This window comes from Polyangium jinanense (assembly GCF_028435265.1).
GTDB classification, from domain to species: Bacteria; Myxococcota_A; Polyangia; order Polyangiales; family Polyangiaceae; genus Polyangium; species Polyangium jinanense.
Window position 1 is genome coordinate 208,697 of the sequence record NZ_JAGTJK010000006.1, and the last position, 14,605, is coordinate 223,301.

Annotated in this window: 8 protein-coding genes; 4 read left to right on the plus strand and 4 right to left on the minus strand. The window is 66.6% G+C overall.

From position 1 onward, the window contains the following. Positions 1–50: 50 nt before the first annotated feature. The 3 genes from KEG38_RS15865 to KEG38_RS15875 all read left to right on the plus strand — a co-directional run bounded on the left by KEG38_RS15865 (position 51) and on the right by KEG38_RS15875 (position 5,229). Entirely contained in the window at positions 51–548 is a 498-nt protein-coding gene (locus KEG38_RS15865) for a hypothetical protein (RefSeq protein WP_272420301.1), read from the plus strand. 188 nt (positions 549–736) lie between these two features. Further along, positions 737–1,645: a peptidoglycan DD-metalloendopeptidase family protein gene (locus KEG38_RS15870; RefSeq protein WP_272420302.1), complete on the plus strand. Its 909-nt coding sequence runs from the start codon at positions 737–739 to the stop codon at positions 1,643–1,645. A gap of 164 nt (positions 1,646–1,809) precedes the next feature. Next, the gene (locus KEG38_RS15875; RefSeq protein ID WP_272420303.1) at positions 1,810–5,229 is read left to right on the plus strand and encodes a serine/threonine-protein kinase; all 3,420 of its coding nucleotides are present in this window, start codon (positions 1,810–1,812) and stop codon (positions 5,227–5,229) included. A 33-nt stretch (positions 5,230–5,262) separates the two neighbouring features. On the opposite strand, the gene KEG38_RS15880 is transcribed toward KEG38_RS15875, so the two are convergent. Further along, a complete protein-coding gene (locus tag KEG38_RS15880; RefSeq protein WP_272420304.1) occupies positions 5,263–6,213 on the minus strand; it encodes a hypothetical protein in 951 nt (316 codons plus the stop codon). Between the two features lie 280 nt (positions 6,214–6,493). Here KEG38_RS15880 and KEG38_RS15885 point away from each other — a divergent pair, with 280 nt between their 5' ends. Continuing rightward, positions 6,494–7,840: a sigma 54-interacting transcriptional regulator gene (locus KEG38_RS15885; RefSeq protein WP_272420305.1), complete on the plus strand. Its 1,347-nt coding sequence runs from the start codon at positions 6,494–6,496 to the stop codon at positions 7,838–7,840. A 59-nt stretch (positions 7,841–7,899) separates the two neighbouring features. On the opposite strand, the gene KEG38_RS15890 is transcribed toward KEG38_RS15885, so the two are convergent. From KEG38_RS15890 to KEG38_RS15900, 3 genes are all read right to left on the minus strand, one after another. Continuing rightward, positions 7,900–11,025 (minus strand): beta-propeller domain-containing protein, encoded by a 3,126-nt coding sequence (locus KEG38_RS15890; RefSeq protein ID WP_272420306.1) that lies wholly within the window; start codon positions 11,023–11,025, stop codon positions 7,900–7,902. Between the two features lie 589 nt (positions 11,026–11,614). Continuing rightward, the gene (locus KEG38_RS15895) at positions 11,615–12,928 is read right to left on the minus strand and encodes a M23 family metallopeptidase (RefSeq protein WP_272420307.1); all 1,314 of its coding nucleotides are present in this window, start codon (positions 12,926–12,928) and stop codon (positions 11,615–11,617) included. Between the two features lie 176 nt (positions 12,929–13,104). Next, complete coding sequence (locus tag KEG38_RS15900) at positions 13,105–14,544, minus strand: glycosyltransferase (protein WP_272420308.1); 1,440 nt, start codon at positions 14,542–14,544, stop codon at positions 13,105–13,107. Positions 14,545–14,605 lie beyond the last annotated feature (61 nt).

The window sequence follows — 14,605 nt, forward strand, 5'->3', positions numbered from 1 at the left end:
GTGAATCGAAAATGGGCCCAAACCCAGGTTTCGAGAACGCGAGGTATGACATGCGAGGCAAGGCGACGAAGGGGACGTATGCCATCGTGGCGACGCTCGGCGCGGTGGTTTTGGCGATGGGGTGCAGCGGGAGCGACGACTACGGGCCGTGCCCCGTGGACAACGGGAGCGACGCCGTGTGCGTCTGGGAAGGCGGAATCACGTTCGTACCGGACAAGGTCGCGCAAAAGAATGGGTTCGTCTTCGTCCACGGGGAGATGATGTGGTCGCCCTGTGCCATGACCCCGGGCAAACAGATTCGTTCGTACCGCATCGACCCGTCAACTGCGGTGACAGTCCGGATGGACGCGCCTGCCGACGCGGAGCCGGTGCCCATCCCCGCCCAGGGCAAGATCGAGGTGAAGATCGAGGGCACCACGCGCCGGGTGGTCATCGACCCAGGCGCCACCATCTCCGTGAACGAGTCGAGGCTTCCGATCGGCGAGCTCGTGAACGACGGCACCGGAATCACCGCGCCGATCGAGGTCGAAGCCGTCTGCAATGAGTGAAGGCCCCTGGGGTGGGGAACGGTTGCCCCAAGGGGTGGGGAACGCGTGCCCCACCCCGGATCCCGATTTCGTGATGCAGCACGCCGTCATTCTTCGAAAAAATTCCGCGACCGTGGAGCGGAGGCCCGATTTCGTGGTCCGGCCTCCACGATAGCGGGGCGGTACGCGCATTGCTGAACCGCTGGTCCATGCGAACGACGTCGAAGTGGGCCCTTGTCTCCAACGTGCTCGTCCTTGCCTCTGGCCTCGCGCTGAGCGGTTGTGGCGGCGAGCCGCCGGACGAGCTCGATCCGGCCTCGGCGCTCGGCGGTGACGAGTGGCTGGACGACGGCCCTCCGCCGGGTGAGGAAGCCGTGGACGAGGAGGTCGGCAGCACGAGCGAGGGCGTGAGCGACATGCCCGCCTTCCAGCTCCCGTTCCCCTGCGGGCAGGTCTGGGCCGGACAAACCCGGACGAACCACAGCCCCCAGAACTCGGTCGATTTCAACCGCAACGACGACATCGGCGACGCGGTCGTCGCCTCGGCCGGCGGCAAGATCACCCGCGTGGCGAACGAGGGCAACACGAGCTACGGCCGCTGGATCGAGATCGACCACGGCAATGGGTATCGCAGCCGTTACGCGCACCTCAATTCGCAGGTCGTCTCGGTCGGGCAGAGCGTGAGCAAGGGCCAGAAGATCGGCACCGTCGGCAACACGGGCGGCTCGACCGGCCCGCACCTCCATTACGAGGTGCGTCGCAATGGCGTCGCCATCCGGCCCGTCTTCAATGGCGCCACGGCGTACTTCTACGGCACCAAGAACTACACGAGCAAGAATAGCTGCAGCGGCAGCGGCGGCGGCGGGACGTCCGTCGTCGGCACCGTGAACACGAATGGCGTCGCCCTCACGGTGCGCGCCGACGCGAGCACGAGCAGCGCCGCGGTGGGATCGGTCGCGGACGGCGCGAAGGTCACGATCACCTGCCAGAAGCAGGGGACCTCGGTGACGGGCACCTACGGCACCTCGACGCTCTGGGACTTCATCGGGAACGGCTATGTGTCGGACGCCTATGTCTCGACCGGCTCGGACGGCCAGGTCGCGCCGACCTGCAAGTGAGCCTGCCCTCTCCCCGTTCGTCCTGACATAAAGCTTCCCGCCCGCATCCTCCGCTCCGCGTGTTCCTTGGTCTCCCGGTTGCAAGGGAGTTTGCCACGCGACCGGCGCCGCCTTGCGCATGTAGCGCTTGACGAGCGACGGCCTCCCGAGACCAAGGTGACGTGATGGGCCAGCCCCCCAAAAAAGGCCACGATCAGAAGACCCTCTCGGGTCCGGAGGCGCTCGCGATCGCCGATACGATCGTGCCCGCTCCCCCGGAAAAAGCGGCCCCGGTCACGGTGAAGCTGGCCCGCGAGAGACGCCGCCGGCGTGGCGCGGCGCGCGTGGATGAAACGCCGCCGCCGGCCAGCGCGTCCCCCGCAGAAGCTCCCACCGAGCCGCCCCCGGCCGAGATTCCCGCCGAAATCCCGGCCGATCTGCCCGCCGTCTCCGAGCGCTCGCCCCTCGCGGATCCGAAGCGCTGGGATCGTTACGAGATCGTACGATTCCTCGGCCGCGGCGGCATGGGCTCCGTCTACGAGGCGCGCGACCGGCGGCTCGCGCGTCACGTGGCGATCAAGTTCATCCACGGCGCCGATCCCATCACGACGAAACGCTTCCTGCAGGAAGCGCGGGCGCAGGCGCGCATCGATCATCCGAACGTCTGCAAGGTCCTCGAGGTCGGCGAGGTCGAGGACAAGGCGTACATCGCGATGCAGCTCGTCCAGGGGCTCTCGCTGCACGACGCGGCGAAGGCGATGACGTTCGACGAAAGGGTTCGCGTGATGAAGACGGTCACCGAGGCCGTCCACGCCGCGCACCGCATCGGCATCATTCACCGCGACATCAAGCCCGCGAACATCATGGTCGAGAAGAGCGAGAACGGGGACGCGGATCCCTCGTATCGCCCCGTGCTCATGGATTTCGGCCTCGCGCGCGAGGCGAGCGAGACGAAGGGCCTCACCGAATCGGGCACGGTCATGGGGACCCCGGGGTACATGCCGCCCGAGCAGGCGCGCGGGAGCGTGCGCAGCATCGATCCGCGCAGCGACGTCTACAGCCTCGGCGCGACGCTCTACGACATCCTCGCCGGCGCGCCGCCGTTCGAGGACGAGAGCGCGGTCAACGTCCTGCTCAAGGTGCTGATCCAGGAGCCGGTCCCGCTGCGGCAGAGGGATCCGTCGATCCCACTCGCGCTCGACATCATCGTCGGCAAGTGCCTGAACAAGGAGCCGCACCAGCGGTATCCGACCGCGGCCGAGCTCGCCGACGATCTCGAACGATTCCTGAACCGCGAGCGCGTGCTCGCGCGCCGCCTCGGCCTGCCGACGCGCCTCTACTGGCGGGCCAAGCGCAACAAGCCGATGGCGTTCGCGGTGATCGCGCTCGTGTCGAGCCTCGTGGCGTTCGCCGGCTACGGCGTCCGCACGGTGATCGTCAATGCGCGGAACGAGGCGATCGCCCAGAAGCGCGCCGAGCTCGGGCAGAAGCTCGGCCAGGCGGTGAAGGACCTCGAATGGCTGGTGCGCAGCGCGTACCTCGTGCCGCTGCACGACACGGGGCCCGAGAAGGCGGTCGTGCGCGCCCGCATGGCGGAGATCGAGGCGGAGATGCGGAGCTTCGGCGACCTCGCGGCGGGGCTCGATCATTATGCGCTCGGCCGCGGCTACCTCGCGCTGAAGGAGTGGGATCGGGCGCACGCGGAGCTCACGCAGGCCGTGTCGCTCGGCGTGCGCGAGCCCGAGCTCGATTACGCGCTCGGGCGGGTGCTCGGCGAGCTCTACAGCCGGGCGATCGAGGAGGCGCGCAGGAGCGGCGACAAGAGCTATTTCGAGAAGCGCAAGCAGGAGCTCGACAAGGAGTACCTCGAACCGGCGCTCACGCACCTCACGCGCTGCCGGGGCCTGCCGACGGTGCCGGCGAGTTACCTCGAAGGCCTGATCCATTTCTACAACCGGCGCTACGACGAGGCCTTGCAAAGCGCGCGCAGCGCCCGCGTCGGACTTTCGTGGCTGTACGAGGCCGAGAAGCTCGAAGGCGACGTGTTCATGGCCCGCGCGCTCGACGCGAAGGACCGCGGAGACAACGCCCCAGCCGAGCGTGATTTCACCGAGGCCGTGGCGCATTACGAGCAGGCCGCGGACATCGGTCGCAGCGACCACCAGCTCTACGAGGCGCTCGCGGAGGCCTGGATCCGGCAGGAGGAGATGGACCTCTACAGCGGCCGTGATCCGAAGCCGAAGCTCGACAAGGCCCTCTCCGCGGCGGACAAGGCGCTGACCGCGGCTTCGATCGAGTCGGACGGGCACACGAAAAAGGCTTTCGCGTACAATTTTCAGGCACAATACGGCGAAGGCCATGGCGCCGCTCGGGCGGACGTCGAGCGGCTGCGCCGAGCGCAAATCACGGCGGGAGAACACGCGATCGCGTTGCACCCCGGCGATGCCCATGCCCATGAAATCACCGGGCTCGCGTACACGAAGCTGGCAGAACGCTCGCTCGATCTGGGACAGCCGGTACAACCCTTGCTCGACAAGGCCCATGCCTATTTGCAGGAAGCGATCCGCCTGAACCCCAAGTTCCCGTGGGCCTACAACGACTACGGGCTTGCCCTCGGCTATTCCGCAGCGAGCAAGAAGCGGCGAAACGAGGACTGCCAGGAGCTGCTGGAGAGGGCCATTGATACGACGAGGAAAGCGACCCAGCTCGATGAAGGGTACGTCATTGGTTACAACAATACGGCTGTCTGGCTGACAGACCTCGCGCAATGGCAGGCCGACCACGGACGGGACCCGGAAAAGGCCGTTCAGGAAGCGGTGCAGTCGGCGGAACGCGCGATCCAGATCAACCAGCAGAACCCGCTGGCATACGTGAACGCCGGTCTGGCCACGATGAACCTCGCTTCCTACCGGCTCGACGCGGGAGAAGATGGCCGAGAGCTCGGCCAAAAGGCCATCGATCGCTTCAAAGCTGCGCTCGCCATCGATCCCAACTTCGTGTACGTCCAGCACGAGCTCGGCCGCGCATACCACTTGCTGGCCAGCCATGAACGGACCCGCGGCCAGGACCCCCGGCCCAGCCTCGACGCGGGGCTCGGCACGCTCACGCCGTGTTATCGTATCGAACCCGAAAACCCCGATTGCAAAGCCGTGGAAGCATTGCTGCGGGCAGCGCAGGGAGCGTGGGCCCCGCAAGAGGATGCTTTTTCGCTCTCGGCATTCGAGCAAGCCCAGCGCCTCGCGCGCGAGGCGACCCAGGAGGTACCCGAGCGCAGCGAGCTATGGCTCTTGCTGGGGCAAATCTGCCTCGACTGGGCCGAGGCGCTGCTCACGAGCGAGCGGCCAAAGGTCCCGCCGGGCCCCGTCGTGGATGAGGGCCTCCGTGGAATCGAGCAGGCACTGAAGCTCGCTCCAGGCCTGCCGCGAGCACTCGCGATCGAGGGAGCGCTCGGGCTCGCCAAGGCGCGGGTCGCCCCTGCGCAGGCGAAAACATCGCTCGAGCGCGCGAAAGCGAGCCTCGCGCGGGCATTCGCAGGAAACCCGCTCCTCGAGGGCCGCTACGGGAAGGCGGCCGCCAAGGTGAATCGAATGGTGCAGGGGCGGTAGAAGAAGAGGGGAGGAGGTCCGCAGGACGACGGCTCACTCGGCCGGCGGGACGAACGTCGTGAACACGTTCGTGTAGCTGCGATTCGGCTCGCGGGTCGAAAAAAACGAGGGGCAGTACCAGAGCCCGCCGCCAGCGTCCACGAGCGGCGCATTGCAGCGCTTGTTGGCGAAGTTCTGATCGGGCGAGCCCAGGATCGCCCCGGTCAGCACGATGCGGTGGTTGCAGTTCGTGTCATTCTCGGCGCAGCAGTAGTTGCCCTGCGTCGCGAAGCACGCCCGACCGCTGTCCACCGGGTCCGCGGTGTCGGGGCCGGCGACGTACGCGGTGGGATTCGTGGCGAACAGGTTCCCGTAGAACCCGCCCTCGCGGATCGAGAGAAGCGGATCGCTGCAGGGCGTGTTGAAGGGCGCACCGCCCGGGCCGACGATGCAAAGCGCGAGCTCCTGGTTGTTCCCATTGAGGAGCGAAAGGAGGCATGAGCTCATGCGCTCGCGTTTGTCCTCGCCGGTCAGCCGATTCGTCTTCCAGCTCGGGTAGAGGTCCCATTGCCCCGGGAACGTCTGCGTGCCGTCGTTCGTCGTGATCGTGAAGCTCGTCGAAACCGAGCACTTCGCGATTCCCTTCATCATCGGGGCGCGGTTCGTCCCGTCCGCGGCCATCCACGACTCCCATTCCGGCTTCAATGTACAGCCCGTCGCGGTCACCGTGCCATTCTTGCAAAGCGGGAGCGGGTCCGGGTTCGTGGTCGACGTGATGCCATAGGTGTCGGTCACGCTGCGCTTGAGAGGATCACTGTCGATGGCGAAGGGCGGGAGGTTGTTGCCGCCGGTCGGGCCGGTCGCCTGCTCGGCCTCTGCCACCTCCCCCTCGAAATCCTCGACGTCGACGGGCTCACCACCGCAGGCCGGAAGAACCAGCGCGGACGCGAGGAGCGCGCCTGCAAACCCGAACCGCGAAACCAGAAGCGTGAGCTGCGTCGTCATGATCATCGTCCTCCGCCAAGTCCTCGGCAGCTGGACTATCCACGTTCTGTGCCATGACATGGAACATCGCGGAAAAAGCGCGGACACCGCGACTTTCCCTCGCGCCGCGTGCCCCCTGGAGGGCCTGGCCTCCAGGCTTGGCGGAGCGAACCGCCATCGCTTGGAGGCACGAGCCTCCATGCCTGGAGGCCCGACCCTCCATCCCCTGGAGGCCCGAGCCTCCAGGACGCATGCCTCGACCCGCCACCCCGGAGCGAGCGCCGCGTGGTAACGTGCCAGCATGTCGACGGATGGCACCCTGCTCCTCCGCCCCAACGCGAAAGAGCTGCGGCTCGAAGGTTTTTCGCTCACCGTGATCGAGGGCCCGGACTCGGGGGCCACCCTGCGCGCCCAGAAGAGCGAGGTCTCCGTGGGCACCGCCCAGGGCAATGACCTCGTGCTCTCCGACCCGACGGTCTCCCGCCACCATATCAGCATCACCGCCACGCCCGAGGGCTTTTTCCTGCGGGATTTCGATTCCTCGAACGGCACGTGGATCGGCAGCACCCGCATCCTCACGGGGTATATCGACGACGGCGCGCGCGTCCGCGTCGGGCGCACGACGTTACGCGTCGACCTGCTCGACGAGGACATCTGCGAGGCCCTGAGCCCCGAGGATCGATTCGGCTCCGTCCTCGGCGCGAGCGACGCCATGCGCCGCATCTTCGCCGCCCTGCCCCGCATCGCCCCGTCCGAGACCACCGTCCTGCTCGAAGGCGAGACCGGCACCGGCAAGGGCGTGCTCGCCGCGGCGATCCACGAGGCGAGCGCGCGTTCCCGCGCCCCGTTCGTGGTGCTCGACTGCACGGCCATCGCGCCGACGCTCATCGAGAGCGAGCTCTTCGGCCACGTGAAGGGCTCCTTCACGGGCGCGAGCGCCGATCGCCCCGGCGCCTTCGAGCAGGCCGCGGGCGGCACCATCTTCATCGACGAGATCGGCGAGCTGCCGCTCGACATGCAGCCGAAGCTCCTGCGCGCCCTCGAGGAGAAGACCGTCAAGCGCGTGGGCGGCAATCAGCGCATCAGGCTCGACGCGCGTGTCATCGCCGCGACAAACCGCGACCTCCGGACCGAGGTCAACCGCGGCACGTTCCGCGCGGACCTCTACTATCGCCTCAACGTCGTGCGCATTCACATCCCGCCCTTGCGCGAGCGCACGGGCGACGTCGAGCGGCTCGCGCGCCATTTTTATGCCGAGCTCGCGCCGCAGCGGACCATGCCTGCCGATTTGCTCGAATCCTTCTGCCGGCAGGCGTGGCCGGGCAACGTGCGCGAGCTCAGGGCCGCGGTCGAGCGCGCGGTCCTGCTCGACGATCCGGCGCTCCTCGCGCTCGGGAGCGGACCGTCCGAGGGCGGCGCGGGCCCCGTCACCGGGGACGAATTCGACCTGCGCGTGCCTTATCGCATGGCCAAGCAGAGGGCCGCGGACCGCTGGGAGGAGCGCTACGTGCGCGAATTGGTTGCGCGCGCCAAGGGCAACGTCTCGGAGGCGTCACGGCTCGCGCGCATGGACCGGAGCCATTTGCGGACGCTCATCCGGAAGTACGACGTTCGTAGCGGGGACGAGGCTGACAGCGGCGAGGGGTGAGGCCGAGGGCCCAGCGCGGGACACGCGCCGGGCCTCCATCAAAGGCGGGGAATCGAACCTCAGTCGTCCTGGAGCAGGTTCGACTCGTCCTCGCCGATCTGGTAGATGCCGAACCGCCCGCCCGCGGCCAGGATCTGGCCGTTATGGACGACGGGCCGGCTGTTCCAGTAATAGATCGGGAAGAACGCCTGCGCCTTGATCGCCGTGGGGTCGTTCGCATCGACCACCAGCGTGCCGCCGGCGACGTACAAGTACCAGCGGTGTTCGTCGACGCCGATGAGCGACATGCTGTTGTCGAGCGTCAAGTTCGCCAGGAGGTTGAACCCGGGCTGGTTGCCGTTCTGGGGATCCAGGACCGCGACGGAGGCCGTGCCATAGGTCCAGGTCGAGCGGGAGCTGACGACGGGCTGCTCGTGGCTGTCGACCAGCATCATGGTGACGTACCTGCCCTCGAGCTTCCTGTACTTCTCGAGCTTCGCGCCGTTGCCCGTGAGCTTGACCCGGCCGACGCCCTCCTCGTGCCAGCTACCGCCCCATTGGCGATCGCGGATGAAGAGCCGGTTGTCGTAGGCGTCGACGGGTTGGCCGGGGATGTTGGTGCTCGACACGAGGACGGGCGCCGACGGGTTCGTCAGGTCATAACGCTTGAGAAAGTTCTTCGTGTACGGGCGGTTGTCCCCCGGTGCCGTCGCGGCGTTCTTGACCGTGACGAGGAGCTCGTTGCCATTCGTGCGTGCGTCCGCGTACCGATCCGGCGACGCGAACGTGATCGGGTTCGGGACGACCTTCGGATTCGTCGGATCCGACAGATCGACGATCTTGAACGAGGCGTACGTCGGGTAACGCCACCCTTCGCCCTCGTACTCGTACCAGTATGCATTCGGCTCGAGCGTGCTCCAGGGGATGGGCACGCAGGTGGTCTCGGCGCCGACGTGAATCGTGCATTCGGCGAACCCACCGGCGCAGTACTCCTGCTGGCCGTCGGGCGTCTGGCAGGCGCGCTGACCCGTGATGTACTTGCAGCCATCCGAGGTGCTGTCGCACCACGTATTGACCCCGAGAAGCGACGCGCTGCGCCCCTGGTAGAGGCCGAGGTACTCGTAGCCGTAGTTGTTCTGCTGATAGATGAGCGCGTTGTCGGTCAAGTGAAGGTTGGTGTTGTAGTAGTTCGTCGGCGTCAGCTCATTCGTGACGAGCGTGCCCTTCTCTTGCGGATGCACAGGGTCGGTCAGGTCGAAGATCTTGATCGTCGTCTCGTAGTTCGGCCACAGCCACCGCGTCTTCGAGCTGACCAGGTAGTTCCCGACCTTGTAATAGCCCGTGGAGAGGGGGAGCTCGAAGGTCGCGACCGGCTCGGCGAGGTCCGCGTGCTCGTCGTTCGGAATGATCTCCGCCCGCGCGTTCGCCGTGTTGTTGTACCAGTAGTGATACCCCTCGGGGTGCCGGATGCGCACACGGTAATCCCCCCACGGGAGGATCTTCGCGTAATCGGGCGCGAGGTCCATCTGCGAGATCTTCTCGGGGTCGTCGACGTTCGTCTGGTCGTGGAACGAGAGCACCGTCTCGGAGATGACCGCACTGTTGTTCGTCCCGTCCAGGAGGGTCGAGCGGCGCACGCTGTCCACGTGATCCAGCGTCCCGCGGCGCGTGACCGTGGTATTCGAGAACGTGAAGAGCTGCACCGCCGAGCGGTAGGTGTACGTGTTGTTCTCGTACTTGTAGCCCGTGAAGGGCAGCATGATGAGGCCCGTCTCGACCTCACCCGTGTCCGCCTGCACGTTCACCGCGTTCTCGAGGATCTTGAATGCGCGGTGATCCCACTGGGCCTCGGAGTAGTTCCAGGTGCCGCTGCTCGCGTCGGTCTCGGCGCGGTCGAGCAGCGGGTTCGGGTTCTGGAGGTTCGTGATGTCGTAGAGGCTCGCCGCCATCTTGCGGCCATTCTGATCGTTCACGCCGATGCCGATGAGCCGCGTGCCACCCGCCAGCGGCCGGAGGTAATCGTTCCAGCCCGAGACGATGAACTCGCTCTCCTCGGTGACGTTGCCATTCGGATCGATCGAGAAACTGTGGAACGGATCCGTTTGCCGGTACGTGACCGCGAATGCCTTATCGTTCATGAACACGGCGCCGTAGAGCCGCTCGTTCACGCCGAACGCCTCGTTCGCGACGGGGATGGGGTTGTCCTTGTTCGTCGCGTTCCATGTCTGCAGATAACTCTGCTCGTTCCAACCGCCCCACAGCGGACCCGAGAAGACCCGGAGCTGGTCGTTGCGGAAGTCCATGTGGAACTGCGTGCGGACGTAGCCGCTCGAGGCGACCGTGCCGCGCAGCGCCATCGAGCCGTTGATGTCCGAGATGTCGACGATCGAGACATTGCTCGTCGGCGGCCAGTTCGAGAGGCGACGCGCCACGAGGAGTACGTTTCCTTCGCCCTGGATCGCGGTCACGTCGCCGCCGAGCAGGAGCTCGGTCTTCGGCGTCATGCTCGTACTCATGACGTCGAAACTCTTGACCACGCTCTCGTTTCTGTACTCCCAGTAGCCGTTCTCGTTGACCCAGCCGTTCTTCACGGCGGCGATGTAGAGCGAGTCCTTTGACGAGCCGTTCGCGTAGCGGCTCGTCGTGATCCTACCGGGCACGTTGTACTCGGAGATCAGCGTCGGGGCCGTGGGATCACTGATGTCGACGAGGGCCACGAGCCCGCCCGCGCGCTCGCGTGCTGCGAGCTTGCCGGGATCGGCCTTGTATCCGTACCACTCGTTCATCAGCACCACCGCGCGGTTCCCGTCGACGTACATCTCGACGGGCGTGCCGGAGACGGGCAACTTGCCGATGATCTGCGGGTTCGTGATGTCGCTGTAGTCGACGACCTGAAGGCCGCGGTAGCGGTTCAGGTTGAGCAGGCGACCGCCGCCCATCACGCGGTAGATATCGCCCTCTTCGAGCTCGCGATCGTCCTCTTCTTCTTCCTCCTCTTCTTCCTCCTCTTCTTCCTCTTCCTCTTCGCCCCAGTAAATTTCGGGGAAATCATCCGCCGTCAGGAACGACGGCGCCTGCTTGATCGGCGCCCCGTCCTCGGCGGTCTTCTCCTCCTCGCCCGGGCTCCCACTCCCCGCGCACCCCGGCCCCACGAGCAACAGCAACGCGCCAAGCCACGCCGTGCTCGTCACAATTCTTCTGCGCAAAAAAGCCATCGTATTGCCCTCTTTCTTCCTTCACATAAAATGAAGGAATACTATTTCCTATCATAGTCTCCCGGCGACGCCGGAGAAGGTAAAAATGGGCAATTCCGCACCGTCGGTGTCTTGACCATCTCACCGTTCACGACGCGCCGAAGTGTCCTCACCAACATCGCCATGAGGCATTTCCTGACGCGGCGCGGCCCAGGCGCGGGACGGTCGAAATCTCTTGAGCCCGGGACACGCCTGTGCCTTCGCGCGGCGGCTCGTGGCAAAATGCGGTGGACGCATGGAAGCGAGCTCGTATCCCGCGAAATGCCTCCTCGCTGTCGTCCTGGTCGCGGCGGCGTGTGACCGAACCACACCCCCGCCACCTCCGTCCGCGCCGTCTCCGCCTGCCGCTGCAACGAGCGCCATGAGCGCCCCGACGGCGCCGCCGGAAGCCTCCGCGGCTCCACGCGTATGTCCCCCGCGGACGGGTCCGATCAAGCTCGTCTGGTCGGACGCCTCGTATCACCTGGTCTTCGACGACGCGGCGCTTCCGTGCCTCTCGGACGCCGAGCGCGCCGCGGTCGGTTTGCCCGAGCGAACCATCTCAGAAGTGGTGGGCGTCGATGAAATCGTGCGGGGCCAAGATCTGGTAGCCGTTCAGGCTGCACCCGTTGTTCGTCCCCGAGGCCGTGTACGATTCCGGCGCGTTCGCGAGATCGGCGTGCCCGAGCCCCGGGACGCCGCCGGATCCATCGTATCCGCAGGCGCCTGCGCCGTTCAGGCCCGCGATCTTGTCGCAGAGGTTCTTCGGCGCGATGAAGTAATGCAGGTGGGAGTTCGAGCCCTGGTCGAGGACGGTGCCGATCTGATCCCCACGCTGGACGGTTTGTCCGGGGGATACCGTGCGCGTGGCGAGATGCCCATAGAAGGAGCACACGCTCGTTCCGTCCGGCATCGGGTGCTGCACGAGGATCACGTTCACGTACGAGCTCCCGTTCGGCGCGGAGACCAGCACGACCCCGTCCGCCACCGAATAGACGGGCGCGTTCGCGGCGCCGGCCTTGCCGATGTCCTCGGCGAGATGCGCGCCGCCGTAGACGTCCCAGTAATGCCCGAGGACCTGCCAGACCTGCCATCCGGCGCCGCCCGCGGGGCTCGTGCTCTTGTCGCCCACGGGGTATCCGAAGGCTCCGCCGCTCGGCGGCTGCGAGTTCGGGATTCCGGGGCCGCAACACCCGGCCTTGCAATCCCACGTGATGACGCCCGAGCCCTTGCAAGCGCCGTTGTTCCCGTCGTCGCAACTCGCGCTCGAATTGTAGAGCCCCGCGAGCACGCCGCACGACGGGCTGCAGCAGCGCACGCAATCCTTCGTCGGCGTGCCCGTGCCCGCGCACCAGTTCTTGGTGCCGTCGTCGCAGGTGTACGTGCCGCCGGGCCACCCATGGGCTGCTGCCAGATCGGCGCAGCTCGCTTGCCCCCCGCCGCCGCTGCCGCTCGATCCCGGATTCGAGCTGCCCTCGATGAGCGCCTCGACCTGGCATTGCGCCACGGGGTTGCCCGGATTGCCATCGTTTTCCCCCTCGACGAACGTGAACGTCAAGACTCCGGGATCATACCCGTACACGGTGTACGTCCACGTATACGGCCCGGAGCCCACCACGCCGCCCCATTGCGAGGCGGGCGCCCCCGGCCCGGTCACCTTCATGTTGACGTAGGCATAGGGAGTTTGATTCGTGTACGAAACCGTGAGGATCGGCGAGGTGATGGGATTGCTGTCGAACGCGAATCCCGGGTCACACGGCAGCATCGGCAAGCTCCCGCCGCTCCCCGAGCCAGGCCCCACGCTCGTCGACGGCGTCATTCCGCCCATGCCGCCGCTGCCGCCCATCCCCGCGCCGCCCGTACCGGGCCCGGTCACGCCTCCGCTGCCCCCTTCCCCGCCGCTGCCCGAGGGCGAAGACGAGCCCGGCGAGGAGCACGCGAGAGGAATCCATGCCAGCAGAAAAAAACCCGAGCGAAAGGTTCGTGACGCGAAGGGCATGACGAGGACGAGACTATCGAAGGAAAGGAGGCGATGGAAGCCCTTTCACTCCCTCACGCAGCGATGAGACGCCCGAAGATCTCGCCATACTGGATGAGGTGCCGGACCCCGAGAAATCGCTCCCGCACGCGCTCGCGCGCCGCGGCGCCGATCCGCTCCGCGAATGCGCGATCCACAAGGACCCGGTGCAGTTCGCCCGCGAACGTGTCGAGATCGTTCGGATCTCGCAAAAGGACGCCGCTCACCCCATCTTCGATCTGATCCTGAATGCCGCCGACCGCGCTGGCGATGACGGGGCGCGCCTTCCACATGGCCTCCGTCACCGTCAGGCCAAAGCCTTCGTGCAGGCTCTTCTGCACGACGATCGCCGCATGGCGCTGCAGCGCATTGACGATCACCGCATTCTCCTCGACGTCCGCGGTGGGCAGCATCGCGAGGTGGACATGCGCGCGGATGGCCGGCGGCTGTTCGAGAAAAGCGCGGTAAACCGCCTCGAAAACCGCGGGGCCCTCCGGATCGTCGGCCACCGCGCGCACGTTCGGGCCCGCGAGCACGAGGTCGACCTCGGGTGCGGCGTGGTTGTGGACCATCGTCGAAAAACCACGAAGCACGCCGATCATGTCCTTCAGCGGATCCCAGCGGGACACCTGGACGACGAGCGGCGTCTCCCAGGCAGACGCGCGCCCGAGCCGAATGATGTCGGCCGAGCGCTCCACGCGCCCGGGCGTGTCGTCGCTGCGCACGAAGGCATAACGAGGCGACGGCGGCGGAGGCCCTTCGAGGATGCCCACGTGGACCAGGATCGAGCGGACGGTGTGCTCGTCGAGATCGATGTTTTTCGCCGAGAAAGCGTCGATGCTCGGCTGGATGATCGACGCGCGTCCATCACGATACCGCGCCGGGACATACGTCTCGCGAGAAAAGATCATGGTCCGCACGCCATCGAGATAACGCGCCAAGAAGTGCCAGCCGCGCTCGACGTCTTCATTCGTTTCGTCCGCGCCGATGTGGCACCGCCACAAAACGCGCGCGCCCGCCGCGAGGAGCGTCGGGGCGAGGCCGGCGGGTTGGGGATCGTGGAGCAGCACCACGTCGCCGGGGCGGACGAGCTCGCGGAGCTCGACCGCATTGCGGCAGAGGTTCGACGCATACACCTCGTGCGCGGCCTCGTCGAGGGGAGAGCCGTCGCCGCGCTCTCCATGGAGAGCGTGATGCAATCGCTTCGTGATTCGAAAAAAATCGGGCGAGCCGCCGATGGTCAACCAGCGCACGTCGAGCCCCGCGCCCCGCGCGTACCCGAGGAGCGAATGCAGCATTTCCGCGACGCCGCCGCCCACGGCGGTCGAGTTGACATTCCAGATGACGCCGCCGGCCAGCTGCTCGGAGAGCCCCCGCGCGAGGGTTCGCGCCTCGTCGACCGCAGCCTGTCCCAAGAGGGGCACGAAACGCTCGAGCGAGCGGATCTGCGCGTGGACTTCCTGCACGAGGCGCATTCGCCGGGCTTCTAAGGCCGACGGGCCGTCGCGGGGATCGCTTGCCAGGTCGAATGCGACG

Bases quoted from the DNA above. Each gene is read 5' to 3' on its own strand.
- KEG38_RS15865 (WP_272420301.1), top strand. From the start codon at position 51: ATGCGAGGCAAGGCGACGAAGGGGACGTATGCCATCGTGGCGACGCTC.
- KEG38_RS15875 (WP_272420303.1), top strand. From the start codon at position 1,810: ATGGGCCAGCCCCCCAAAAAAGGCCACGATCAGAAGACCCTCTCGGGT.
- KEG38_RS15900 (WP_272420308.1), bottom strand. From the start codon at position 14,544: ATGCGCCTCGTGCAGGAAGTCCACGCGCAGATCCGCTCGCTCGAGCGT.
- KEG38_RS15885 (WP_272420305.1), top strand. From the start codon at position 6,494: ATGTCGACGGATGGCACCCTGCTCCTCCGCCCCAACGCGAAAGAGCTG.
- KEG38_RS15880 (WP_272420304.1), bottom strand. From the start codon at position 6,213: ATGACGACGCAGCTCACGCTTCTGGTTTCGCGGTTCGGGTTTGCAGGC.
- KEG38_RS15870 (WP_272420302.1), top strand. From the start codon at position 737: ATGCGAACGACGTCGAAGTGGGCCCTTGTCTCCAACGTGCTCGTCCTT.